This window comes from Escherichia sp. WS1451, from assembly GCF_046487365.1.
GTDB classification, from domain to species: domain Bacteria; phylum Pseudomonadota; class Gammaproteobacteria; order Enterobacterales; family Enterobacteriaceae; genus Escherichia; species Escherichia coli.
Map to the genome: position 1 here is coordinate 18,613 of NZ_JBJQJP010000025.1, position 23,478 is coordinate 42,090.

At 43.3% G+C, this 23,478-nt stretch carries 37 protein-coding genes and 3 pseudogenes; 16 read left to right on the forward strand and 24 right to left on the reverse strand.

What is annotated here, in order from left to right:
* Positions 1-10: 10 nt before the first annotated feature.
* The 20 genes from ACJHX7_RS22360 to ACJHX7_RS22455 all read right to left on the reverse strand — a co-directional run bounded on the left by ACJHX7_RS22360 (position 11) and on the right by ACJHX7_RS22455 (position 10,021).
* Complete coding sequence (locus tag ACJHX7_RS22360) at positions 11-409, reverse strand: hypothetical protein (RefSeq protein WP_001153665.1); 399 nt, start codon at positions 407-409, stop codon at positions 11-13.
* A gap of 118 nt (positions 410-527) precedes the next feature.
* Positions 528-965: a type IV pilus biogenesis protein PilM gene (pilM, locus tag ACJHX7_RS22365; protein WP_000539665.1), complete on the reverse strand. Its 438-nt coding sequence runs from the start codon at positions 963-965 to the stop codon at positions 528-530.
* A gap of 5 nt (positions 966-970) precedes the next feature.
* Entirely contained in the window at positions 971-2,206 is a 1,236-nt protein-coding gene (locus ACJHX7_RS22370) for a TcpQ domain-containing protein (RefSeq protein ID WP_061582503.1), read from the reverse strand.
* A gap of 2 nt (positions 2,207-2,208) precedes the next feature.
* Positions 2,209-2,508, reverse strand: a complete 300-nt coding sequence (locus tag ACJHX7_RS22375) for a TrbM/KikA/MpfK family conjugal transfer protein (protein WP_410231698.1) — start codon at positions 2,506-2,508, stop codon at positions 2,209-2,211.
* Positions 2,509-2,575: 67 nt separating this feature from the next.
* Entirely contained in the window at positions 2,576-2,857 is a 282-nt protein-coding gene (locus ACJHX7_RS22380; RefSeq protein ID WP_000638823.1) for a type II toxin-antitoxin system RelE family toxin, read from the reverse strand.
* Positions 2,847-3,098 (reverse strand): type II toxin-antitoxin system Phd/YefM family antitoxin, encoded by a 252-nt coding sequence (locus tag ACJHX7_RS22385; RefSeq protein WP_000121741.1) that lies wholly within the window; start codon positions 3,096-3,098, stop codon positions 2,847-2,849. Before ACJHX7_RS22385 ends, ACJHX7_RS22380 begins: the two co-directional genes overlap by 11 nt.
* Before the next feature lie 99 nt (positions 3,099-3,197).
* Entirely contained in the window at positions 3,198-3,833 is a 636-nt protein-coding gene (locus tag ACJHX7_RS22390) for a hypothetical protein (RefSeq protein ID WP_015059536.1), read from the reverse strand.
* A gap of 72 nt (positions 3,834-3,905) precedes the next feature.
* Entirely contained in the window at positions 3,906-4,193 is a 288-nt protein-coding gene (locus ACJHX7_RS22395) for an EexN family lipoprotein (RefSeq protein ID WP_001032611.1), read from the reverse strand.
* A gap of 12 nt (positions 4,194-4,205) precedes the next feature.
* Complete coding sequence (locus tag ACJHX7_RS22400; protein WP_001043555.1) at positions 4,206-4,460, reverse strand: EexN family lipoprotein; 255 nt, start codon at positions 4,458-4,460, stop codon at positions 4,206-4,208.
* Between the two features lies 1 nt (position 4,461).
* Positions 4,462-5,103 carry a type IV secretion system protein gene (locus tag ACJHX7_RS22405; RefSeq protein WP_001425343.1) on the reverse strand — a complete coding sequence of 214 codons (642 nt, stop codon included), beginning with the start codon at positions 5,101-5,103 and terminating at the stop codon, positions 4,462-4,464.
* Positions 5,104-5,108: 5 nt separating this feature from the next.
* Positions 5,109-6,104, reverse strand: coding sequence for a type IV secretion system protein (locus ACJHX7_RS22410; protein ID WP_001028543.1), 996 nt, complete (start codon positions 6,102-6,104; stop codon positions 5,109-5,111).
* A gap of 3 nt (positions 6,105-6,107) precedes the next feature.
* On the reverse strand, positions 6,108-6,365 hold the full coding sequence (locus ACJHX7_RS22415; RefSeq protein WP_000739144.1) for a hypothetical protein: 258 nt from the start codon (positions 6,363-6,365) through the stop codon (positions 6,108-6,110).
* Positions 6,362-6,664, reverse strand: coding sequence for a hypothetical protein (locus ACJHX7_RS22420; protein ID WP_001360345.1), 303 nt, complete (start codon positions 6,662-6,664; stop codon positions 6,362-6,364). Before ACJHX7_RS22420 ends, ACJHX7_RS22415 begins: the two co-directional genes overlap by 4 nt.
* On the reverse strand, positions 6,645-6,902 hold the full coding sequence (locus ACJHX7_RS22425; RefSeq protein ID WP_001542015.1) for a hypothetical protein: 258 nt from the start codon (positions 6,900-6,902) through the stop codon (positions 6,645-6,647). Before ACJHX7_RS22425 ends, ACJHX7_RS22420 begins: the two co-directional genes overlap by 20 nt.
* A 32-nt stretch (positions 6,903-6,934) precedes the next feature.
* Positions 6,935-7,381: a hypothetical protein gene (locus tag ACJHX7_RS22430; RefSeq protein WP_001243165.1), complete on the reverse strand. Its 447-nt coding sequence runs from the start codon at positions 7,379-7,381 to the stop codon at positions 6,935-6,937.
* Positions 7,382-7,391: 10 nt separating this feature from the next.
* Complete coding sequence (locus tag ACJHX7_RS22435) at positions 7,392-7,562, reverse strand: hypothetical protein (RefSeq protein ID WP_000550720.1); 171 nt, start codon at positions 7,560-7,562, stop codon at positions 7,392-7,394.
* A 3-nt stretch (positions 7,563-7,565) separates the two neighbouring features.
* A complete protein-coding gene (locus ACJHX7_RS22440) occupies positions 7,566-8,009 on the reverse strand; it encodes an NfeD family protein (protein ID WP_000964330.1) in 444 nt (147 codons plus the stop codon).
* 373 nt (positions 8,010-8,382) lie between these two features.
* A complete protein-coding gene (locus ACJHX7_RS22445; RefSeq protein WP_000564239.1) occupies positions 8,383-9,360 on the reverse strand; it encodes an SPFH domain-containing protein in 978 nt (325 codons plus the stop codon).
* 21 nt (positions 9,361-9,381) lie between these two features.
* Complete coding sequence (locus ACJHX7_RS22450; protein WP_001127356.1) at positions 9,382-9,576, reverse strand: DUF1187 family protein; 195 nt, start codon at positions 9,574-9,576, stop codon at positions 9,382-9,384.
* Complete coding sequence (locus ACJHX7_RS22455; protein ID WP_000101552.1) at positions 9,569-10,021, reverse strand: CaiF/GrlA family transcriptional regulator; 453 nt, start codon at positions 10,019-10,021, stop codon at positions 9,569-9,571. The genes ACJHX7_RS22450 and ACJHX7_RS22455 overlap by 8 nt, the downstream gene beginning before the upstream one ends.
* Positions 10,022-11,152: 1,131 nt before the next feature.
* Here ACJHX7_RS22455 and repA point away from each other — a divergent pair.
* Together repA and ACJHX7_RS22465 are read left to right on the forward strand one after the other, a co-directional pair.
* Positions 11,153-12,181: a plasmid replication initiator RepA gene (repA, locus tag ACJHX7_RS22460; protein WP_001175212.1), complete on the forward strand. Its 1,029-nt coding sequence runs from the start codon at positions 11,153-11,155 to the stop codon at positions 12,179-12,181.
* Between the two features lie 700 nt (positions 12,182-12,881).
* A pseudogene (locus ACJHX7_RS22465) lies at positions 12,882-13,072 on the forward strand (hypothetical protein).
* Positions 13,073-13,186: 114 nt separating this feature from the next.
* Here the strand turns inward: ACJHX7_RS22465 and tnpA are convergent.
* Positions 13,187-13,591: an IS200/IS605 family transposase gene (gene tnpA, locus ACJHX7_RS22470; protein ID WP_001175008.1), complete on the reverse strand. Its 405-nt coding sequence runs from the start codon at positions 13,589-13,591 to the stop codon at positions 13,187-13,189.
* Between the two features lie 58 nt (positions 13,592-13,649).
* On the opposite strand from tnpA, the gene ACJHX7_RS22475 reads away from it, so the two are divergent.
* The 4 genes and pseudogenes from ACJHX7_RS22475 (at position 13,650) to ACJHX7_RS22490 (ending at position 16,505) form a co-directional block, all read left to right on the forward strand.
* On the forward strand, positions 13,650-14,876 hold the full coding sequence (locus ACJHX7_RS22475; protein WP_001672025.1) for an RNA-guided endonuclease InsQ/TnpB family protein: 1,227 nt from the start codon (positions 13,650-13,652) through the stop codon (positions 14,874-14,876).
* Between the two features lie 663 nt (positions 14,877-15,539).
* Positions 15,540-15,692: pseudogene (locus ACJHX7_RS22480) on the forward strand (DUF5431 family protein); the annotation flags it as partial.
* Positions 15,637-15,759: a type I toxin-antitoxin system Hok family toxin gene (locus tag ACJHX7_RS22485; RefSeq protein ID WP_223170659.1), complete on the forward strand. Its 123-nt coding sequence runs from the start codon at positions 15,637-15,639 to the stop codon at positions 15,757-15,759. The pseudogene ACJHX7_RS22480 and the gene ACJHX7_RS22485, both read left to right, overlap by 56 nt.
* 149 nt (positions 15,760-15,908) lie before the next feature.
* Positions 15,909-16,505 carry a ProQ/FINO family protein gene (locus ACJHX7_RS22490; protein WP_000125165.1) on the forward strand — a complete coding sequence of 199 codons (597 nt, stop codon included), beginning with the start codon at positions 15,909-15,911 and terminating at the stop codon, positions 16,503-16,505.
* Positions 16,506-16,522: 17 nt separating this feature from the next.
* On the opposite strand, the gene ACJHX7_RS22495 is transcribed toward ACJHX7_RS22490, so the two are convergent.
* Both ACJHX7_RS22495 and ACJHX7_RS22500 read right to left on the reverse strand, forming a co-directional pair.
* The gene (locus ACJHX7_RS22495) at positions 16,523-16,807 is read right to left on the reverse strand and encodes a hypothetical protein (RefSeq protein WP_001162371.1); all 285 of its coding nucleotides are present in this window, start codon (positions 16,805-16,807) and stop codon (positions 16,523-16,525) included.
* A gap of 73 nt (positions 16,808-16,880) precedes the next feature.
* The gene (locus ACJHX7_RS22500; RefSeq protein WP_000532148.1) at positions 16,881-17,546 is read right to left on the reverse strand and encodes a division plane positioning ATPase MipZ; all 666 of its coding nucleotides are present in this window, start codon (positions 17,544-17,546) and stop codon (positions 16,881-16,883) included.
* A 596-nt stretch (positions 17,547-18,142) separates the two neighbouring features.
* On the opposite strand from ACJHX7_RS22500, the gene ACJHX7_RS22505 reads away from it, so the two are divergent.
* From ACJHX7_RS22505 to ACJHX7_RS22545, 9 genes are all read left to right on the forward strand, one after another.
* Positions 18,143-18,472 carry a hypothetical protein gene (locus ACJHX7_RS22505; protein WP_000855121.1) on the forward strand — a complete coding sequence of 110 codons (330 nt, stop codon included), beginning with the start codon at positions 18,143-18,145 and terminating at the stop codon, positions 18,470-18,472.
* A 578-nt stretch (positions 18,473-19,050) separates the two neighbouring features.
* The gene (locus ACJHX7_RS22510; RefSeq protein ID WP_000427402.1) at positions 19,051-19,374 is read left to right on the forward strand and encodes a hypothetical protein; all 324 of its coding nucleotides are present in this window, start codon (positions 19,051-19,053) and stop codon (positions 19,372-19,374) included.
* A 40-nt stretch (positions 19,375-19,414) separates the two neighbouring features.
* Positions 19,415-19,624 (forward strand): hypothetical protein, encoded by a 210-nt coding sequence (locus ACJHX7_RS22515; protein WP_000866037.1) that lies wholly within the window; start codon positions 19,415-19,417, stop codon positions 19,622-19,624.
* Between the two features lie 97 nt (positions 19,625-19,721).
* Positions 19,722-19,946 carry a hypothetical protein gene (locus ACJHX7_RS22520; RefSeq protein WP_000814383.1) on the forward strand — a complete coding sequence of 75 codons (225 nt, stop codon included), beginning with the start codon at positions 19,722-19,724 and terminating at the stop codon, positions 19,944-19,946.
* A gap of 51 nt (positions 19,947-19,997) precedes the next feature.
* On the forward strand, positions 19,998-20,258 hold the full coding sequence (locus tag ACJHX7_RS22525; protein WP_000702245.1) for a hypothetical protein: 261 nt from the start codon (positions 19,998-20,000) through the stop codon (positions 20,256-20,258).
* Positions 20,248-20,499 carry a helix-turn-helix domain-containing protein gene (locus tag ACJHX7_RS22530; protein ID WP_000931278.1) on the forward strand — a complete coding sequence of 84 codons (252 nt, stop codon included), beginning with the start codon at positions 20,248-20,250 and terminating at the stop codon, positions 20,497-20,499. Before ACJHX7_RS22525 ends, ACJHX7_RS22530 begins: the two co-directional genes overlap by 11 nt.
* A 548-nt stretch (positions 20,500-21,047) precedes the next feature.
* Complete coding sequence (locus ACJHX7_RS22535; RefSeq protein ID WP_000545937.1) at positions 21,048-21,326, forward strand: hypothetical protein; 279 nt, start codon at positions 21,048-21,050, stop codon at positions 21,324-21,326.
* 464 nt (positions 21,327-21,790) lie between these two features.
* Complete coding sequence (locus tag ACJHX7_RS22540) at positions 21,791-22,039, forward strand: type II toxin-antitoxin system HicA family toxin (RefSeq protein WP_000513532.1); 249 nt, start codon at positions 21,791-21,793, stop codon at positions 22,037-22,039.
* Entirely contained in the window at positions 22,036-22,383 is a 348-nt protein-coding gene (locus ACJHX7_RS22545) for a type II toxin-antitoxin system HicB family antitoxin (RefSeq protein ID WP_000681609.1), read from the forward strand. Before ACJHX7_RS22540 ends, ACJHX7_RS22545 begins: the two co-directional genes overlap by 4 nt.
* An 87-nt stretch (positions 22,384-22,470) precedes the next feature.
* Here ACJHX7_RS22545 and ACJHX7_RS22550 read toward each other — a convergent pair whose 3' ends face one another.
* Positions 22,471-22,914, reverse strand: coding sequence for a hypothetical protein (locus tag ACJHX7_RS22550; RefSeq protein ID WP_023223351.1), 444 nt, complete (start codon positions 22,912-22,914; stop codon positions 22,471-22,473).
* A 240-nt stretch (positions 22,915-23,154) separates the two neighbouring features.
* On the opposite strand from ACJHX7_RS22550, the pseudogene ACJHX7_RS22555 reads away from it, so the two are divergent.
* Positions 23,155-23,439: pseudogene (locus ACJHX7_RS22555) on the forward strand (type II toxin-antitoxin system HicB family antitoxin); the annotation flags it as partial.
* Positions 23,440-23,478 lie beyond the last annotated feature (39 nt).

Genomic DNA, 23,478 nt, shown 5'->3' on the forward strand with positions numbered 1-23,478 from the left:
TCTCCTGATATTAAATTCGTGAAGAACGTTTTTTCCTGCGGGGGCGACGAACGATACTGTCCAGCTCATTAGCGCCGGAAAGAAGTTCTTTCAGCGAGACAATTTTTTCCCTGACAGGTATAAGGGATTTTGCCCCCGGACATTGTTCAAAGTCTGATTTGTACAGGTCGTATAAAACAAGCGTATGTTTTACATCCTGTGACAGATAATTATGTTTATTCTGGATGTTACCTTGTTCGATATTTTTGATAACATCTGCTGAACGATGAATTAAATCTGTATAGATTCGGGTGTTTTTAAGGGGATTTATTTTTATATATTCAGAAGCAAGCTGAATAAGATTGCATCGTAAGATAAGGACTTCACGAGTGGCAATATCAAGCTCGCTGAGATCATCATTATCCTGCATGGGTATCTCCGGTAAAGATTTTCTGGACTGAAGTCCGCGCCGTAGCGATATATCCGGCCCACATAATGATGTGTCGGATATGCAGACTCCAGTTCAGAATCCCCTTGTCAGGGGATATTTAGTTAATGAGTACAATAGCCTCTTCTGGAATGGAGGAAGGAACGGGAACGCCCATATCATTCCCCTGATTATCGACAATCTTCTTATTTTTTACTCTTCCTAACATTGCTGAATGTTTTGTTTGCTGCTGCAAAGCAGACATCAGACCTTCTGTATCGGCAGACCAGATATAAACTCGCTTACCGTAAATAATATGATGAATATCATAAACGGGTGTTATACCGATTTGCTCAGATGTTAACGTTCCTCCTGAATTACGTTTGTCTGGATATTTATAAAGATAGTCATTGATAACATTTGCGAAATGGACAAATTCAATTGCTTCCTGTTTTGCAGGAAGCAACTTCATTCGCTGTATGGTTTGGTTATTGTTATCTGTCAGATAGTAACTGCCTATTGACAGGAATATCAGGAGCAAGCTGAAGAACCAACCCATAGCGATTACTCCTGTTGTGTGTCTTTAATTGTGATTACGCATTGTGAAATATTCCTGAATGCGTATAACGGTTTATCTCCTGAAAGATAAAGCATCAGCGTATCTTTTAATGCAGATTCAAAGTTTCCCCGGAAAATAAGAGGAGCATCTATTCTGTAGTTCACAGGAGTATCCCATACAAGATTCCAGGTTGAATTACCACACGGTGAACTTGACGCCCATTCGGTGAGGCCATCCCGCAGCGTCGAACCTTTTTTAAGATTCCAGGTGAGTTTTTCTGTCTGTTTTTGCGGAACGGTGACAGGCGTTAGCGGTTTTTGAGGTAACTTGTCAGAGGAAACTGGTGTCCTGACAGGAGATGCAGGGGTTTTGTCAGGAGATACAGGTGCTTTTTGTGATGTTTTCCCTTTCTGTTGTTGAAAATCAATCAGAAGATGTCTTTTTTCGGTGTTCTTAATTACCGTCAGACCGTAGTTGCGAAGCATTTTATCCAGGACATAAGGCCATTGATCGTTGCCCTGCCAGGATATCGTGCGACGGAAAGTTTTCGTTACCTCCGGGGATATTTCAGCCGTCCAGTCCGATGGGACAATTTCTTTTAATGCTTTTTGCAGCGAGCCTTTACCATCATGGCGAACAAAGTAAATTTGCTTTTCAGGTGTTGATGGGCCTGTAAGCGTGGTGGCCGGAACAGCGTTGTTAGCGTTTTTTTTCAGAAAACCGCTTTTTGACATTAGCGGTGGTTGTTCAGGACGCGGTTTTGTCTGCTGATCAGTCTTTTGTGCCGTTTGTGCCTGATGGTTGTTGCTACTGATTGGCTTTGCGGGAGAGAGTGCTGGTTGTTCAGAATGCTGTTTAGTTGCTCCTTTGGCTGCTGTTTTTATCTCACCAGATGAAGTTATGCTGTTTGTTGTCGGCTTCAGAAAACTATTATTGCTGCCCTGGTTTTTTGGCGCTGTCGCTGATTGCTCAGAACGTGGTTTTACGGTTTCTGCAATACGAGGCGCGGGAGTTACGTTTATGGCTTCCTTTTTGAGATAATTATCATTGCTGTATTGAACAGTGCTGTTTGGCTGTGACACGGGCTGCTGAAGGGCCACCCCGTTATAGTATGTGTCTGCTCTTACCTGCTCAATTGTGGTATTCAGTTCATACCAACCTCCTTTTGCCTGTGCGGGTTCAGGGGCATGGGAACACGCATTCAGCAATAATGTGGTGGGAATAATAATGAGCTTTTTCATGGTTAACCCCAGGAACGTCCGAACTTACTCATGATTTTTGAGATCGCCGCAGGGTCTGCGGTCGTGCATTGATTAAGAAACGCTTTTCGGGCATCAAAGGTTTTGCTCCAGCGAATAGATCCCTTTTTCTTTTTGATGATATTAAAGAAGTCCTTTTCGGCGCTTTTGCATTCGCTCCCGCCGCCGCTACCGATAGCTTTACCGTACAGACAAAGAACGGAAGCACACGGATCAGACGCATATACGGGGGCAGTGAGTGCGATACCACTTGCGGCAACCATCGATAAAATGATGGATTTCATGGTGTTCCTCCATATTTCAGGCAAAAGAAAACCCGCACGAGGCGGGTTACTTGACAGGTTTAAAATATCAGCGGGTATCTGCCATGTGATAGACGTCGCTGCCTTCTCTTTTTCCCACAGAAATCACAAGCAAAACGACCTTCTCATCAATTACCTGATAAACGAGCCTGTAACCGGATGCGCGAAGCTTAATTTTGTAACGGTCAGTATGACCATGTAGCTTGGCTGCGGGGACGCGTGGATTTATCAGGCGTTCTGACAGTTTCTTTTTGAATTGCTCACGAACAGTGTGACCGAGTTTTTGCCATTCCTTCAGTGCTCTGTGGTCAAATGCCAGTTCATAAATCATCCAGGTTAACCCTTACAATGTCTGGATTTTTCATTCTTTCATCAGCAATTGCGTTGAGTTCAGCGTCTTCAGCGAGTTCCCGGTAGTAGGCATAAAGTTCTGGTGGGACACAGTAGAACGCTGGTTCATTTCGGTTCAGGATTGCGACGGCATCCCCTTCTCCTTCGGCTACAGTTCCCATAGGATTTTTTTTCAGGTCAGTAATACTGGCTGCTGTCGTAGTCAGAATTTGGTAGCTCATAAGTCCTCCATTTGTATCATGGAGATTGTAGCACCTTAAAAAGACTTTTAAAGGTGCTTTTGATTGTGGGGAACGACAAAAATGATCCGGGGTTGGGAATCAACGCACGTGTGGCGTAATGATGACAATCCGGTTCTCACTTTGGCTATCAGCATTAACTCCAGTAAAACCACTCACGATAAGGGGCTGGTCCGGTTTGAGTAAAATATTCTGCTTGACAGTCAGTTTCCGTATCGGGTCAGTGGTTGTGAGTAGCAGGTGGAAATTTCCACGCTCAATCTCCGGTGCTATCCGCATTGTGAAGCCAGCAGTCCGATCTTTTTCAGCCAGTGTAGTGTCACCGGATATTGCCTGACGGGGGATCAGTTCCGTGGCAGGTTCCCAGCTTCCGGCAGATGTTGTTTGTGATTCAACGCACGGGGTACTCTGCATTATTTTGCGGATTGTTTCGGAGGATATCGCCTGACCGTCATCAAAGAATGCACTACGGAAAATCACGTTCTGATTTTTGGCAAACAAGCCTGGATGCCGCTCGCTCAGACTTTCGTATATATTCATACCATTCAAACAAACAGGAGAACTGTCCGGCAGGTCTGTTCGCACGGTATCAATTTTCAACGTTATCTGGTGGTCATTTGAGGTTAACGGTGACTCAGGTACTGGTTGTGTTTTGCTATCCGCGCAGCCTGACAGTAATGCGGTGGCGGCAACCATCGATAAAATGATGGATTTCATGGTGTTCCTCCATATTTCAGACAAAAGAAAACCCGCACGAGGCGGGCTTTGTGACGGGGGGAGAGGAGAACGTTATTGTAGACGTTCCATTAATTCATTTACTTTCTTCTTGTGCTCTTCTTTTTCCTTGTAGGATTGTCCAAGCATCTGATTTATAATTTCTTTTCTCTTGATATCATACAGTGCTTCGTTGGCATTCTTACAGTTATTATTTGTAATTTCACCAGCTTTGCATTTATCAGATATCTTTTGGGCTTCATCCTGGTGTTCTTTATAGTAAGAGACATCATAGATTTTGTCCTCACATCCAGTTAGCAAGCCACAGAATAAAGCTAGAGAAATGATAGTACCTTTATTCATGGTATGTATTCCTTAATCAAGGCGTCTTCTCATTTCACTAACTTTCTTTTTATATTCACTATCTTGTTTTTGCTGAAGTGCAGCACGAGCATTATCGCAGTTTTGATCGGTTATTGTACCTTTCTTGCAATCTTCTAAAGTTTTAGTGGCTTCACTGATGTTGTTTGAGTAATATTCTACAGAATATATTTTTTCTTTACATCCCACTAACATTAAACTGGCGAAGATAATTGATGAGGCGATAATTGCATTTCGTGACTTATTCATATCAGCTTAAATCTCTTCTCTTTTGGCGAACATATGTTTCATATTGAGCTTTCCGCTCATTCTCTAGTTGCCGTTCAGCAATATCATATTGCTTCAATTGTAGCTCCATTGTCAATTTTTCTGTATTCAATTGGTTAGATAAGTCAGCTTTTTTTTGCGGAGTATCTGCTGACGCGAACTCCTTCTGTAACGTGGTTAATCTCTCAGCCCTTTCATGCATTTCATTGTTGAAATTTTCATAGAATTTGATCTTAGCCAGGATTGCATCATATTTTTGTTGCGTCTCTGCAACGTTGCTTGATAAGTCATATTGCGATCGCAAAGAGCTAAGATCTGATTTTGCACTATTTGTTATTGTTGATAGAGAATCCTTCATATAGCTGGATGCGCTATCAAAGCCATTGCTGAAATCAGTGAAGCCTTCGAGTCTTTTCTTCTGTTCTTCAGCGTATCTTATGGTCTGTTCATATTGTTGCTTGAGTTGCTCAAGCTGTCTTGCCGCTTCAGCGGCACGATTTAGCCCTTCTTCAACTGTTTTAGCTATCGCCGTAACGTCTACTACTGGAATACCAGACGCAAAGATTGATGGTGATGTTATGGTAATTATTCCAGCAAAGAGAAATGATAATACTTTATCTTTCATGTTAATCACCCCGCTTTAAGTTTACTTCCACGGTTTAATCCCTGAACTAATGCTGATGCAGAACGACTTCCTGCATTAAAGAATGGATTTGGCATTTTGCTGGCAAAACCATTGGTGAAAGATCGGAGTCCTGATGCTCGCATAAAACCGGATGCAACCTTACCTCCAAAGCCATTAGCGGCTGATGTAAGGCCATTTATACCTACCCCGCCAGTAAGAGTTGAGCAGAGAGTACCTACTTGCTCAACAAGGAATATAGATATAACAGTCACCATAAAGAAATAAACTACTGTTGTGAGAGTTATATTTCCGCTTGATGGGACTGTTTGCTCTACAAAGCTGATGACGAAGCTGAACGATATACTATAAAAAAGATTTAGCAATATATAATTTAAACAGCTACCTACCCATGCGCTAAACATATTTCTTGTCGAAGCAAATAAAGAAAAACAGATAAATAATATTCCGGCGGATAAGAGAATGCCAACCATGAATGTTGATAGGGTTAGAAATACAGTGGTGTAATAAATAAGCAGCAGCCCGCCAACATATCCAACCCCCCAAATTAGATATATGTATAGTTGATCTGTGAAGCTATACCACTCCAGAGTATCTAACTCATTATTCTTAAAATCATTTAACGTTACTGAAAGCATATTCCACAAATTATCAACACTGGTTGCAGTTCCTGAACCTCCAGTAACAGCAGCAGAAAGGTCGGAGCCAGCGTGCATTACAAAAGGAATAACAAACTGGCTGTAATAAGGCGCTGAATAAGTGAATGCACCAACCAGGGCGAATGCACCGATATTCTTAGTCACCTCGCTCATCAGGACGTCACGTTGGGCATACGTGATTTCATATATTAGATAAATAACGTATAAGGCTATAGCCGCAAAAAATGTAGGAGATATTGCCTGTGCGACCTTAGCGGCGTTCGTCGCCGCTGTGGATTCAACAATGGTTGTTACTTTCTCAAGAAATTCTGAAACAATGTTCATAGCTTAGTCCTTCTGGCAGATGAAGAGTTCACCAGAGGCACTAATATTTGGCTTCAGCTTAATTACCAGGTCTGTGCCGAAAAAAATTGCTTCTCCAATTTTTTGGAAATTTAATGTGGATTCTTCTTTATTGTAACTATAAACGTTGTGGGTCGCTGTCGATGTTTTGGTTTTACGTGGTGTAAACGCTTTTTTAATGATGTAATCGAGAGCGTGGCTGTTATGAGATGGTAAAGTGATTAAATCGTCGTTTTTTTTCATAATGTAGTTCTGATTTTTGAGGTTGAAGATAATTGTCGGTCAATGCTTTTGATTTTTTTTCGTATCTCAATTGGATTCGCCTCAGATAAGTTAGCAATGGATAAAGCCAGTTCGATTTGTAAAATTTTCCTTGTTTCGATGAGATTGATTTTTACTTGTGGTATATCACGGAAGACACCACAGCCTGTAATTGCTTTTGAAACGACACGTTCTGTATTCGCTATGCTTTTCTTTACTGTTCGAGGGGGGACATAACGTGCACGGCGAAGTTTTCTCAGATTAGCTTTTGCTTGAGTCATATTTGTATGCCATGAATAAATAAATGCTTTCTTCAAAGCCTGAATAAGCATAAACCAGTAATATGGTGGCTAAAGGCAAAGAAAAGGTGAAATGAATAACGGCATTCAGAACTGAACCGGTTAATGTATATAAGACAAACGGTGCTGAAAGTATGAAAGCACCCAGCAGGAAAGAAAAAACATTGCACGCCATTTTTAATAAAAATATTTTTATTAGGTGATGTTTTTTTCTGTACATTTCATCGTATCCTTCAGGGGGCTGTCACCTTCTCACGTTGTTGCTTCCATCGCGAGAGCTTCAACAAGTTCATTGATACAAGTCCGTTCTGCCGGAACTTCCCGACCTGTAACCGGGTCGAAAACGATATGCTCATTTTCAACGTAACGCAGGCGATCGTAGATTTTTTGACGAGCTTTTATCTTAATCACGTCCAGCTCTGCATGTTTTAACTTTTCTCGTCTATCGCCGATGAAAAATATTATCCATATGACAGCCATGATAATTGCCGTACAGGGGAGCATGTAGCTTAATACTTTTACAGCCACAGCAAATGTATCTTTGGCCCTTCCTGCTGCTGATTCAAGGATAAAAAAAGCTACAGTTATTATTATGACTGTGTATGTCTCGTATTTATTTACACCTCTAATACCAAATTTGCGTAATGTGGCTTTAGTTACAATCTCTGAAAGAGAAACACCTTCATTTGCGTTTCGCATTGAATTTTCCTCATACTATTCCTGTGACACTTAACACCATCAATAAAATATGTAATGCAGTAATGTTTTTTAGCGTTTTTTTGTAGGCTTCAATAAAATCCTTATCCAGAAGTCTGATAATAAAAATACATAGTGCATTCATCGCTGCTCCTGTAAGCGGAATTAACAACGAAAGATGCATGATTTATTCCTTGTTTTCACTCTTGTCTTCGATGGTCATTACTTTAAGAGTTATTCCTTGCATGTCTGTAACAATAACTCTTGTTCCCGCAGGGTAGTTTTCATTGTGTAACGTCTCAACAGGCCAGAATGTATCACCAATGAGTAATTGCCCCTTGCCGTTAACAATATCGTCACTGAGCGTAAATTCTTTTCCTTTAAAACGTGAATGCCCTGTGTTCACCAGGAGAGTGTCTAATTTCTTATGTTTTTTGTCATAGAAGAACTTAATTATCGACGCCAGTATGCTGATTGACGCAAAGAAACATATATTGGCTTCTTGTGATATCGGAAGAAAAAAGCCCATAATGGCGCTTGATAATGCACCAAGACTGATTAAGAGTAACCATCCCGTTCCGGTTATAATTTCAAGTGCAATACACAGAAGAAACAGTGTAAACCATAACATGGCTAATCTCCATGATAAAAGGCGGAGAGTGAATAAAGATAATAAAGGTGGTAACAAACGGCTAATACATTAAACAACAGACATAAACCGAAGAATATGCCATTCAAACTCCATATAAGCAGAGGCATCGTTGCTATCATGAGCGTCGAAGATCCCCAGTCTAGCCATCTTGGAAATATGGAGTCGATAATATGCTGTAGTCTTTCTCTTTCATTATTATCTCTTGTAATAGAAAGGAGAAAAAACCATGTTGACATGGGAATTATATACAAAATGATAATGATGCATGTATAAGTTTTCATTTTAATGGCTCACTCAGGAGTTAAGATAAGGACGGTGATTAAAATAATATTGTCACCGTCCGCTATCTTTTTTAAGACAAATATTGTTGAGCCTGTTTCATATCAACTTTGGGAGTATCCTGTGATACGTTTTTTAGCAGTTCACTGATACCTGCAACCGAACTCACCAGGCTACTTGAATCAAGCGGCATCATAACCAGTTTACTGTTTGATGCTGTGCCAATTGCCTGGAGTGCTTCAGTGTATTTCTGCGCAATAAAGTAATTAACAGACTGAACATCACCTTCAGCGATTGCATCCGACACCAGTTTTGTTGCGCGAGCTTCCGCTTCTGCCTGACGTTCGCGTGCTTCAGACTGAAGAAATGCTGATTGCCGTTCCCCTTCCGCTTTCAGTATTTGAGACTGTTTTTCCCCTTCTGCCTTCAGAATTTCTGACTGGCGGATACCTTCCGCTTCAAGAATCCGGGCACGCTTAGTTCGTTCCGCTTTCATTTGCGCGTTCATCGCTTCAGTCAGTTCTTTTGGTGGTTTAACATCCCGAATTTCAATACGTGTGACCTTAATTCCCCACGGGTCAGTCGCATAATCGACAACCGTTAACAGTTTAGAATTGATGCTGTCACGTTGAGAAAGCATATCGTCGAGATTCATTCCACCAACGACAGTTCGGATATTGGTCATAACAAGATTTGAAATAGCTGATGCAAGATTATCGACTTCATAAGCTGCCTTCGCTGCATCAATGACCTGGACAAAACAAACAGCATCGATAGTTACGTTTGCATTGTCTTTCGAAATAACTTCCTGTTTAGGAATATCCAGGACGGTTTCCATCATGTTGATCCGTTGACCTATGCGGTCCATAAACGGGATCAGGAAGTGAAGACCGGGGGAAAGCGTATGGGTATATTTACCAAAGCGTTCCACTGTCCAGGCATTACCTTGTGGCACGATTTTGACGGCAGATTTAACGAATATCAGCGCAACTAAAATTAATAAGAGTAACGGAATAGATGTAACTATTGGCGTAATTATAGCGTCAATCATGATTAATCCTCTCCCAATTCATCACTGTGGATGTATCTCTTTGCAAATGAAATCTGAAATATGAACATCAACAGAAAAACACTTTCCTGCTTCTTTTTCTTTTGAGAAGTTTTTTCTGCATTCTTCAGCGGTCATAGGGAAGTCGCTGTAATGAGTCCATTTCACGGGGCCACCACCTGGTTTTTTGATGGTTGCGTTTATTTGGTACTTAGGCATTCAAAAATACCTCCACTCGATCACCTGTCTTTCTTGAACACATCCAGCGGCGCAGTTCTGTAAAACTATCCTGGATCTCACAACGGGTACTTTTCATTGTGACAGTTGGTATATTGTCGTAGCTGGCATATGCAATCTCTTTTTTGGGTGTGCGCAATATGCCTTTGTCAATATCAAGAATCCTGAACGCGCTAATTCTTCTTTTGTGCTCGTTAAATAGTGTTCGTTTAGTTGCTGTTATCTGCTTCTGTGCTTCCTGGTAAATGTAGGTAAGCACATCATAAGATTGTTGCTGTGTAATAAGGAAATTACGGCTAACATCCGTTGTTGTGAGCGTTTTATTATTTCTTAATCCCCAATAAGCCACGATGATATAGAGTGGATATCCTTTCAAATCTGCCACACATTCAGGAATGACAGGATTAATTTTTAACTTACGCGCCATATTTTCTCCCGGTTGTTTGTCTGAAATAGAAACATCCCCGGAATACAGCGTCATAAGCTAATTATGAAAAGTTGCAGCCACTCACTACAGGCTCTTTATCTGATTGTTCATCATCATGCATAGCTAAACCCCCTTACCTGGAGTGGAGACTGGCAAATCTGGTGTACTTCTGCGTTGCAGCCTGTACGACTTGCTCAGGGAGAGAGTGAGTGAGATTAACTCAACGCGAGTTCACCAAATAAGGGGGTTTAAGTATGCAGAATGATATTTGCGGATAAAGAGTCGTTACCTGTGTAGATGGCGCGGCACGTCACTCTGTTACGTAGCCCGTTGCTGACAGATGCCAGCGGTGCTTGAAATGCACGAATAATAACCTCCTTATGCCAGGGCTTTAGGCAATGACCGCTGTCCGGGGTTGTTAAAGAGCATGAGATGACAAGCGTTCTAACGGGCGTCAAAGAGTGCTCATTTTCCAGGCAATGAGCACAAAAAACGCGATGAACGCGCTTTTTACAATCATCTGGATAGTATTGTGTGTGCGACATTTAAAACCTGTCAATGCCAGAAGAGCGATCTAATGATCTGTATAATATCTAAAAAACAGAATAATATTCTGTTTGTTAAATGGTGTACGATCTAAAAATCTAGATAATACTGTTTGCGTGGTTTATTCGATCGTGTGAGTGGGTGTATGTAGTCAAAAAAACTTTTTTGAATATACAAAATTCTGAATTTCTGATTTTGTAAGGTTTTGTATGGGGAACGTCAGTAAAGAAGGGGCTTCACTAGCTGTTCTGAAAACGATTTTGAAGCTGTCAGAGATGTGTGTTGAATCAAAAAGGAAACGAGCCAGGCTTGAACATCGTTGATCGATTGCGCCCATGCTGCTAAATTTGCAGGCAAGTTTTCCGCGATTTGTAAATGCAGAAAACGAGGTGCTGAAATTTTGTTCGAGAACGTAAATTTCAGATAAAGAAAACCCCCGTAATCTCGTCTTTTCCAGGGAGCGCAGATTAGCGGGGGCTGACATCAAGGCAGAGCCTTGAGCTTATTTATTTCAGGTATGCTTGTTACCTGAGATGGAGTTTAATTCCATGAGAAGGAAATATCAACTCTTACAGTGCAAGCTAAGTGCAGCTTGCTGTGATTAGCAAACGTCACTGGTCTGAACTATCACCGGAAGAGCAGGTCCGTTTCTGGCAGGACTACGAAGCGGGTATTGAAAGCTCATTCCTGGTCCTCCAGGAAAACAAAGGCGGAACAACAAAACGTCGCCGGGGTGAACATTCCACTAAGCCAAAGTGTGAGAATCCAGCCTGGTTCCGTCCCGACAACTATAAGGCGCTGGGCGGACAGTTGGGCCACGCTTACAATCGTCTCGTTAAAAAAGACCCGGTCACTGGTCAGAACACACTCAGAATGCACATGTCGTTGCATCCATTTTATGTACTGAAACGTCAGAGTGTCGGTCGCAAATATAAATTCCGACCGGAAAAACAGCGGCTGCTTGACGCAATATGGGTTGTACTTGTGAGTTTTTGTGATCGTGGATTGCACACTGTCGGCATGTCTGTCTCCCGCCTGGCAGAAGAAATAAGCCCAAAAGACAGTAAGGGAGACGTGATTCCTGAAACCGCAGTCACAGTATCGCGCCTTTCCCGTCTGCTGGCAGAGCAGGTTTCCTTTGGCACGTTGGGAACGTCAGAAAAGACGATATGGGACCGTGAATCCCGCCAGCGACTGCCGAAATACGTCTGGATCACCGAAACTGGCTGGAAAATGCTGGGAGTTGATCTGGTGAAACTTCAGGAACAGCAACGTAAACGCCTTGCAGAAAGTGAAATCCGTCTGCAATTGATTAAAGAAGGCGTTATCCGCGAGGGCGAAGAAATCTCTGTTCACTCGGCTCGTAAACGCTGGTATGCGCAGCGTTCTCTCGATGCCATCAAGTCCCGACGTAAGAAAGCAGCGGAGCGCAAACGTGCTAATCGCCTGGCAAAACTGCCGTATGATGAACAGCGAAACGAAATTGCGCGGTTTATTCTGAAGCGTATGCCGCCGGACGAAGCGTACTGGTGCACTAAAGAAAGATTAGAGCAACTGGTAGCCAGAGATCTACGTCAGCTTGAACTGGCTCTGACAGCTTCGCCACCCCACTAGTTTAGCTGCCTGATACAATCGGCACTCTCTTCAGCCCCTTCGGGGCTTTTCGTGTTGCCTGCATTTCATGAAATTCCTCATATTTGACGACCGTTTTTCATTTTGTCCCGCTCTGACAGTTTTTTGATGGCCGCAATAGGGTATCGGAGTAAAAACGCCTTCGGTTATCCACAAAAACCCGCAAAGGAATAGCTTCAGAAAGCAGCAAACATAGAACATCAAACCCGCAATATATTCTTAACCCCTGTTCTTTAATCCCCTGCGTTGCTTCGCCGCAGGGAAAATATTTATCTTTGAAACAACTGTGGATAATTACAAAAATGCCTTCGCTTGCAGCGGCTAACGCCGCGCCGCTCAGAATATAAAAGTACCTCCCACCGCTTCGCGGCGGGCATATGGACTTCTGCCTAATGAAAAACAAAGCCCCTCCAACCCTCTTACAAAAAAACGCTGCAAATACTCAGCCACAGCGCCCAACCCATCACTGAAAAGCGCCGCCGCCCCCGCCCGAAGGGCGGGAACAACATCGCTTTCAATAATGGATGTTGTAACTAAGAAATCACATGGCTGTCAGTCTTCTGGCTGGAAGTACCAAGTACACGCTCGTAAGCGGTCCTGGCGGCCCGCTAACGCGGAGATACGCCCCGACTGCGGGTAAACCCTTGTCGGGACCACTCCGACCGCGCACAAAAGCTATTTCATGGCTGAAAGCGGGTATGGCTTAGCAGGATGGGGATAGGTAAGGTGAAACCTATCAATCAGTACCGGCTTACGCCGGGCTTCGGCGGTTTTACTCCAGTATCATATGTAACAACGGAGTGCCGCCTTCCATGCCGCTGGCGCGGCATCAAAAAAGAAAGCCCCCCAATGACGGGGGAAATAGCGTTTTGATCAAAATAATAATGCTAGTGTGCTTCTTGCGTGCCATCTTAACTTCCAAAGGGTACTCCCGCCGACATAAGGCGGGAGGGGAATTTGGACGGGCTTGAAAAGCCCGAAAGGTGATCAGCCACGCTGATGTTGAATGTATTGCTTCACAACTTCCAGCGGCGCACCTCCGCAGGAGCCAGCAAAGTATGACCTCGACCAGAGCACGGCTTTTCCGTATGCCCCCCGCAAATCAAGAAATTCATTTCGCAGACGGCGGGATGTCACTGCTTTCAGTGAGTTAACCAGTACCGAAAGTTGCACTGTTGGTGGGTATTCGATCAGCATGTGGACATGATCGACGTCTCCGTTACTTTCTTTAAGTTCTGCCCCAAAATCACGGCAGACTTCTGCTGCATACTGATGGAATGCTGCACAGTGTAACTCTCCCAGTATCTTTCGACGGTATTTTGTTACAAAGACAAGATGAACATGCAAAAGGAAGGCAGCATGTCTTGAACGATTGATTTTATATTTTTGCATTGAGGTTGGCCGTAAAAGCAGTAATATTGTAAGCAAATCTACTACACACTGAATGATGATGCTAATCCTGAAAGCCTACAAATTCAGACTGGAACCAACGCATGAGCAGTCGCAGCGTTTGCGGCAGTTATGTGGTTGCGCCCGTTTTGTCTGGAATTTAGGTCTTGCGGAGACAAAGCGCATACTTGGCTCAGGCGAAAAGCTACCTTCGGCTTTCGAGTTGAACCGGATGATTACGGTGTGGAAAAAAATGCCGGAATACATCTTCTTACAGGATGCTTATACCGACAATCTGCAACAAAAGCTGAAAGACCTGCATACCGCATGGAAACGTTGTTTTGATAAAAAGCTCGCAGCTAAGGCTCCGGTATGGAAACGAAAAAATGAGGGCAGAGACTCAATCCGTTTTGTGAACTTTGAGAAATATTGCTGCCTTGAAAATCGCAGAGTGAAGCTACCGTCAGGTCTTGGGTGGGTAAAATTCCGGCAATCTCAACGTGTGAACGGTAAAATCAAAAATGCGACAATCAGTCAGTTAGCGGGACAGTGGTATATCTCGTTTCAGGTTGAAATTGAAACGGCAGAACCAAATCACACAAGCACAACGATAGTCGGGCTGGATGCTGGCGTGGCTAAACTTGCCACGCTGTCAGATGGCACAGTCTTTGAGCCTGTAAACAGTTTTCAGAAAAACCAGAAGAAGCTGGCGAGACTCCAGCGTCAGTTAAGCCGCAAGGTCAAATTCAGCAACAACTGGCAGAAGCAGAAACGCAAAATACAGCAACTGCATTCCCGTATTGCAAATATCCGCAGGGACTACCTTCACAAAGTCACAACGACCGTCAGCAAAAACCACGCAATGATAGTCATTGAGGATTTGAAGGTCAGCAACATGTCAAAGTCAGCAGCGGGTACGGTCAGCCAGCCGGGGCGCAATGTCCGGGCAAAATCAGGTTTAAACCGTTCGATACTGGATCAGGGCTGGTATGAAATGCGCCGCCAGCTTGAGTACAAGCAGCTCTGGCGTGGCGGTCAGGTGCTTGCTGTTCCGCCAGCGTACACTAGCCAGCGTTGCGCGTGCTGTGGTCATACTGCGAAAGAAAATCGCCTGTCACAAAGTAAATTTGTGTGTCAGGTATGTGGATATACAGCGAACGCCGATGTAAACGGCGCTCGTAACATTTTAGCGGCGGGGCACGCCGTGCTTGCCTGTGGAGGGATGGTGCAGTCAGGCCGCCCGTTGAAGCAGGAACCAGAGGCTGAGCAATCAGCCGTCACCCACTAATGGGAATCCCCCTCCTGAGTCACGAAGTGCGAAGGTGGGGGAGGATGTCAATCCAGGCACAAACTAAATTTAACGTTTCGTTAACTACAAAGAAATCCGATGAGTTAATCACTTGCGAAATAAAAATCATATAGTAAATTACTATATGATTTTGCGTTGTTTCGGAGAATTAAAAAATGCCTTTGATTGAATACATCAACAAGTTCTATCGGGGGAATCAGGCATCGTTCGCCAGGCTGACCGGAGTTCAACCTGCGCAGGTAACACAGTGGATCAACAAAGGATTCATCGTGGTGAATCACACACTGTATAGTCCACGCCGAAAGCTGGGAATTTAATTCCTGGTCAATATTTGACATCCTCCACGCCCTGAAGGACGGGGATATAAGGCGCACTGTATCCTGTTGTCTGGCAGAAAAAAGAAAGCCCCGTAGTTAATTTTTCATTAACCCACGAGGCGATCCCAATGCTTCAACAACACCAGGATAGAGTTTTACCGCCCTTTACGCAATACCATGTATTTTCAAGTTTCTGGTCGATATATAATGTTGTTGGCGCTTGAGGCTTTCTGCCTCATGGCGAAAAGGTGGTTTGTATCTTGTTGTGCGGCAGAAAGAAGAAAGCCCCGTAGTTAATTTTTCATTAACCCACGAGGCGATCCCAATGCTTGAACAACATCAGGATAGCCTCTTACCGCGCGTTACGCAAGGAGAAGAAGGCCATGAAACTACCGGGAAACGCCCTTATCTGGTGCGTATTAATCGTGTGCTGCACGTTGTTAATATTCACACTCCTGACCCGGAATCGCCTGTGCGAAATCCGGCTGAAGGACGGATACAGGGAGGTTACGGCAAGCATGGCTTACGAATCCGGCGGTAAGTAGCAACCCGGAGGCGGGCGAAAGCCCGCCTTTTTGGGGATGATGTGGTTCTGGCATTAAGCGCCTTTACAAAGGGGGTATTCTGTACGGATACCCCCTTTTTCCATGTATTTTCAGGATATTAACTGGTGAATATGGTATAATTAGTCAATATGACAGCAATTATTGAGGCGAGTATGCAGCCCAAAAAAACACCCGTGATTGTGGTCAAAAAACGCCGCGTTCTGGTCATGCCAGAAAATCCTGTGGTGAATGAAAAGCCGCAGGAAGTACAAAAATCAGCAGTTAATGAAAACAAGAAAGTACAGAAGAAAGATGCTGTAGCAGAGAAAACACGTAAAAAGCAGCCTCAGCCCTGGTATTTGAAAAAACAAATCACTTTTCCCCCAAAATATCCGAAAGAATATTTTGAAAAGTGTTTCAATAAAGTTCGTGCTGTTTTTCCTGAACTATGGACAGACGAAAAAAAGAACTTGCCCCTGAAAAGCGGGATTCTCCAGGACGTTGAGAAATACCTGGCGGATAACCCGGATGTGGATCTGACGATTGAAGAGTGGAATTGTGCGGTTCAGGTGATGACGTTCCGGTGGCAATATCTTCAGAATTGTACTGTACCAGGCGCAACACGTTACGACCTTTACGGGAAACCTGCTGGTACAGTAAAAAAAGCACACGCAACTTATGCGCAACTGGTTCTCGATGCCCGTAAGAAAGCCAGCGAGAAGAAACAATTAAAACGTAAGGGATAAAGCCCCGAAGGGCTTTATCATTTCAGCCTGGCTGACTGTAGAATCCAGTGATTTTTTCCGTTTTCGTCCAGGCCGTGTTCGTAAGCTGCAAGAGCCGCTTTCATTATTGCTGTTTTTGTCTGGCCTGTTCGCAGTGCTTCCCGTTCCAGAATATCTTCGTAAACGTCCCCAAGCCGGACATTGGTCACTTTAGTTGCTCCCGATTTTTTGCGGGTAGCTTCATTGATGAATCGGGCTGTGTCTGCATTGGTTTGTTCTGTTTTTTGTCCTGGTATTACCGGAGTTTTCAAGTCAAGAGCCATTATATCACCTTTCGTGTGTTACATTAGCTTTACTGTGTAAAGTTAATGATGTAAAGCTGTCGTATTACATCCATTAGGGATTGATGCCTAACTCTTGCGCCAAAAGCTCTATTTGTGCTTTAGCTGTAGAAAGGCTGGATGCGCGACGTACATCATGAACGCCAGCGCCTTCATTACAGGCCGCTTCAAAAATATCTAAATCTGAAATACGTGTACGAAGTGGCTGTATCCACACCGGGTTCTCCCGGAGTAACTTGTCGAGATCAATCGCTGCTTTTCTGTGGCGTGGTTTTGTCGTGTTAATTCTCGTGAAAAGTACCCAGGGTTGCAGGTCTGGATTGATCTGTTGAGCTGTGCGAACTTTTTCTGTTACATGAGTCAGCGTTTCTGCTTCGAAATCGGAAGACGGCTTAACGAGAGTAAGCAGAATGTCAGCTACAGTTAAGGCACTGCGAAATTCCTTGCTGTCATGCCCTGGACAGTCAATGATCAGCACTTCACATATTTTTTTCAGGCGCTTAATGACTTCTGATACATCGCCATACTCTTCATAAACAGGAACCGGTAATAAGCCATTCTGCTTTCTTTTTTCGTTCCAGCTAAGAATATCATTGTTTTTATCGGTCTTCAGAATGATGACCGTTCGTGAATTATTTACCAGATAAGAAGCCAGGTTTGTTGCTGTGGTGCTTTTTCCTACACCGCCTTTATCTGATGCGACAAGTAATGCTCTCCCCATAGAAACCTCGGATATACAGTGTAAAGGTTTATTTGTCTTTACATTGTATTCATTATAGTTACGTTGTAAAGATGTTTGTGTCTTTACAATGTAATTGTTTTTGTGCTTTACATTGTGTGTATGTTACAGGGTAACTTTTCAGGATGCGATTTTGCCTGGTGTGTTGTTGCGCCCGTAGCTCGCTGACGCTCACACGCGCAGTACAGCGCCCCGCCCTGCTGCAATGCACCAGGACGGCGTAAACTCGCTGGCGCTCGCGCTAACTGCGGCATTCTGCGGCGCAAATCAGCATGATCATGGCCTGTCAGTCCGTTGGGCTTTGCAGGGTGAAGGGATGGCCCTGTGCATCCTGGTATGTTCGTCAGCGGCTGCGCCGCGCTTCGGGGCGATGTGGCCCCGCTGCTCCCTGGTATTTTCTTTCGCCCCTTCCATGCCCTGTCGGGCATCACATGAATGTAACTATATGTATTTGATGGTGTTTTTTTTGAAGAATGGAGGGAAAAATACTTGATAATAGGTCAGTTCTGACCTATTATAAACACATCGGGAGGGGATGGTCCCCAACCACCAAAGCCGCTCAGCGGCAGGAGATAAAAATGAAAACATTAACTTTTAATAACGGCACTGTTTCTGTTGGCGATGTGTTTGTATCTTCCTGGGGATATGAGCAAACGAACGTTAATTTCTATCAGGTTATTTCTGTTCATGGCAAAAAAACCGTAACTGTTCAGGAGATTCGCGCTTCGGTTCATCGGACCCATTCAATGAGCGGATATAAGACCCCATTACTCAATGATTTCTGTGGTGAGCCATTAAAACGGCGAGTGCGTGATTATTACAGTACGCCAGCAATTGAAATTGAGTCATTCGAAACAGCATATAAAGGATCACCGGAAGAAAAACACGAGTTCACATCATACTACTAAGAAAATAGTTGCAGGGGGTATCCCCTGCAACCATGTTAAATTGTTAATAGTGAATACAGGGGCTTAATCGCCCCTTTTTTATTTGGTGCGCAAAAACTCCGTCCTTCAAGGCGTGGAGAATGCCAGGCGAATGCAGCAATGTAATGTTGCGCCCGTAGCTCGCTGACGCTCACACGCGCAGTACAGCGCCCCGCCCTGCTGCAATGCACCAGGACGGCGTAAACTCGCTGGCGCTCGCGCTAACTGCGGCATTCTGCGGCGCAAATCAGCATGATCATAGGTTGTTGGTCTGTCCTGGCTTTGCAGGGCGAAGGGATGGCCCTGTGCATCCTGGTATGTTCGTCAGCGGCTGCGCCGCGCTTCGGGGCGATGTGGCCCCGCTGCTCTCAGGTATTTTCTTTCGCCCCTTCTATGCCCTGCCGGGCATTGCATGAATGTAAATATTTGTATTTAACGATATTTATTTTAAAGAAAGGAGGAAAAAATACTTGATAATAGGTCAGTTCTGACCTATTATAAACACATCGAGAGGGGATGGTCCCCAATCACCAAAGCCGCTCAGCGGCAGGAGCTTAAAAATGGAAAACCACGCCAAATTTGTTGCTACTGAAATTCTTAATCAGCTTGGTGGAAACCGCTTTATTGCTATGACAGGCGCAAAGAACTTTGCCTGTTTTGATGAAAATGGTGAGTGTGGTCTTTGCTTTCGTTTGCCTTCAAATTTTGCAATGAAGGGAATTAATTTAGTTAAAATCAAATTAACCTTCTCTGATACATACCTGGTGACATTTTCCCGTGTCCGTGGAGCTACAGTAAAAGAAATATCAAAATTTGATAATATTTATTGTGATCAGCTTGAATGTTTATTTAATGAACAAACCGGACTTGCAACCAGATTGTAATTTTTAATATGGGGGGATTCCCCCCATATCAGGAGGATAAATGAAAGTTCTTATTGGTAATATAAATATTGATAATTATCATATGTTGTCTGCATTAGCTGGGATTGCGGGATTTGACAGGAGCATTCAGTTTACATGTGAAATATCAGCAAGTATCGAAATTATGGAGGATGATTTCGTAAATAAAGCTGGTATATTAAAGATGTTAGATGAATTTATTGAAAATGATTTTTCAATAAAGCTCGTCTAGAAAATACTTGATAATAGGTCATTTGTGACCTATTATTAATGCATTGAGAGGGGATGGTCCCCAATCGCCAAAGCCGCTCAGCGGCAGGAGATTAAATATGAAACAATCTACTTTTCCTGTTATCGTCTCTACAACTGGTCATGTGTTTTCTGTTGTGCGCGTGACGCTTTGCACCATTTGCCTTAAACATGAAAAAACAGGCGAGGCTTATGTCGTCATTTTTACAGACTGCCATAATATCCGTGATTATAAAAAGGGCGTTGTTCCGGCTCTTGGGGAGCTTTATCAGGAAGATGTCGATTTGATTACCGGAAAAAGTTAAAAGAAAGGGGCTATATGCCCCTTTACAGTTAAAAGGGGAGAATATCTCAATATGAAGATAAGAAAAGGTGACAGACAATATTATCTGAATAAAGAAGGTGATACGTTTCATCTGGTGAAGCGAGTAAAAACTTTTTCTAAGTCTGCGACTTTAGGAAAAACGAAAGCAACGGTGAAAACTGTTGCTGATCTTGTTTTTCATGAGGAGGCATTCGACACTATCGACTTTGCCAGCGACGGATTAAGAGAGAATGATAAAGAAATTGTTTCTATGATGATTCAGGAAATGAGCGAGGGAAAAAATGCTAAATGAAAACACACCAGAAAACATTAAACGTCTGCGGCAAAAAATTGGCCTGACACAGAAAGAATGTGCCGAAATATTCAGCATGAGTCCGCGTACCTGGCGTCGCAAAGAAGAACCTGTCGGAACTGCAAGCGGTACAGCACTTACACCAGTAGAGTTTAAATTTCTCCTGCTTTTAGCTGGAGAACACCCTGATTATGTACTTTGTAAAAGGAATAAAAAGAATTCTGATTCTGGAAGTAATTAAGGAATATTAAGATGAAAATAGAATTAACGTATGACGAAATCACGGAATAAGCTACAAAAAACATAACTGAATTTATGGCTGGACTTAATAGCCCCAGTTGCATTGAACAATGAGCAATTGCGCCCGTAGCTCGCTGACGCTCACACGCGCAGTACAGCGCCCCGCCCTGCTGCAATGCACCAGGACGGCGTAAACTCGCTGGCGCTCGCGCTAACTGCGGCATTCTGCGGCGCAAATCAGCATGATCATGGCCTGTCAGTCCGTTGGGCTTTGCAGGGTGAAGGGATGGCCCTGTGCATCCTGGTATGTTCGTCAGCGGCTGCGCCGCGCTTCGGGGCGATGTGGCCCCGCTGCTCCCTGGTATTTTCTTTCGCCCCTTCCATGCCCTGTCGGGCATTACATGAATGTAACTGTCTGTATTTGATGGTGTTTTTTTTGAAGGATGGAGGGAAAAATACTTGATAATAGGTCAGTTCTGACCTATTATAAACACATCGGGAGGGGATGGTCCCCAACCACCAAAGCCGCTCAGCGGCAGGAGCATGAAAATGCATTTCACAACTTTTCTAAAAAAACATTTCGATATAGAAAAAGTCGTTGGTACTTCTGATTCTGGAAATGATACCGAATCTATTTATGTTTATGAAAAAGGAAATGATTGCGAACCGTTGTTTATTCTGCATGAATCCTGGCTAAATGCAGAAATTAAAAAGTGTGGGGTATGGACTATTGGCGATATATATTCCACATTGGAACACGGAAAAGAATATTCTGAACAGGAACTAATAAAAATGATTAAGGAGGGTAAAGTAATCAGCAAATACTAATTTGGGGTTGGTAACAGGCTGTGGGGCAGCCTGTTACCAAATGACAGATGCATCTTTGGAGATTCTCAAATGTCAGTATGTGAAATGATAGAGCTTGCAAACCGCATTGTAAATGGGGAACCTGTAAAAACACCCGCGATAGAAGCATGGATTATTAGCGAAATCATTTGGTGGGCGCATAACCGGGATAATGCTTTAGTTTGAGTCATATATGGGGAGAGTGTCATGCTCTCCCTTTCTTATTGTGTAGTGCGTTGTATTACATGGTTAGCTTTACGTTGTAAAGATTTTGTTGTCTTTACAGTGTGGTGTGTTTTCCGGCGGTTGCGCTGCGCTTAGGGGTATGTGGCTTCGCTGCTCCCTGGTATTTTCTTTCACCCTCCTATTTGTCCGATGACTTTTGACAACAACGCTATTTGTAACTATAATTAGTTGCATGTTGGCAAGGGATGGGATTATAGCGTATGGGGAAAGCAGATAAGCTACTGGCAAAATTTTTAAACAGTAAAAAAACGTTTGAATGGGATGAACTCGTTGTTTTGTTTTCTTCTCTAGGATATGTCAAAAAGGAAATGCAGGGATCAAGAGTGCGATTTTTCAATGCTGAAATTAATCACACAATATTAATGCATCGCCCACATCCAGAAAGTTATATTAAAGGTGGAACGCTGAAAGCTATTAAACAGAACTTGAAAGAGGCTGGGGTTTTATGAAACATTTAAAATATAAAGGATATTTAGGTACGGTTGAGCCGGATTTTGAAAATAATATCCTGTATGGAAAGCTGGCATTTATTCGTGATCTGGTGACTTATGAGGCAGAAACATTGGCTGACCTGGAACGGGAATTTAAAACATCGGTTGATTTGTATTTACAGTCCTGTGTGGAGGACGGAAAGGAGCCTGACACGCCCTTTAAAGGTGTGTTTAACGTCAGGCTTGATCCAGAGCTGCATCGTCGGGTCGCTGAAATGGCGATGGAAGAAGATTTGTCGCTGAATGCCTTTGTCAATAAGGCACTGGAAAAAGAAGTCAGTCATCATCGCGCAGGGGCTTAATCGCCCCTTTTTGTTGCTCGCAGGCGTTGATGTTTCTTGGTATTACGGTGTAGTGTGTTGTATTTACAAACAATGCTTTACGGTGTATTACGATGCATACTCTTTAATTGCTTGCAATCTCTTTTCACGTTCGTTGCTTTGTTCAGCTTTTTTCAATTCACTGAATATGTACTCTTCATCTTTACCCGTGAGTTTTGAACCGGAGAGCAAGCGATTAACAACTTTACGTCGAATTGCAGGGTAATCTTTGGTTTTATCGAGTATGGACAATATGCGGTCACTACTAAGAATCTGGCCTTTCCCTGATTCCACATAATGTAGAAAAAATGCGATTGCGGACACGCCCAAAAGCACTGTAAGGACGGCTACACCATCAAGACGAAACTTTGATATAAAGGAATACGCGACCACTCCAATAATTGCTAAGCAGAGACATAAATAAATTAAGAGGTTTTTGTTGCGTTGTTTTTTTTGTGCGCGATCATGATCATCTATGATTGCCAGTATCTTTTCTGGAGTTGCTTGAGCCATTTTTTTTCCTTATCAGGGAGACGGAGTGTTCAATCATCTGGCTTTACAATGTAAAGCTGTGTTTGTCTTTACGGTGTAAATAATGAGATGTGCAGTTAAAAGTGTCAATCAGGTATCATATAGTAAAACACTATATGATTTTTCTGTAATAGGCTTAAAAAATTCTCGCTTACATTGTAAAGGTCTTTGTGTCTTTACAGTGCACCACGTTGTAAATCACTGCCTTCTGTGGAGATAATCATGTTTTTTTCTGTTGGTGTCGAAACACCGAAAGATGATCAGACTGCATACGGCATCACTGTTCCGGCTTTTGATTGTTTTGGTTTTGGATGTGTTTCTGCGGCTGATTCTCAGGCAGAAATACCCGCTATGGCGCGTGAAGCGATATTGGCAATCGTGGAAGATATGGTATTAAGCGGTGCTTATTCTGTTGATGATATTCATGATGAAGGGTGTTTGACTTATTCGGATCACTCCAATTATAAGCACTGTGATAGCTGGTTTTTGGTTGATGTCGATTTAACATTAGACATGCCGTAGTCCGGCTATCGGGTCATGAGGACG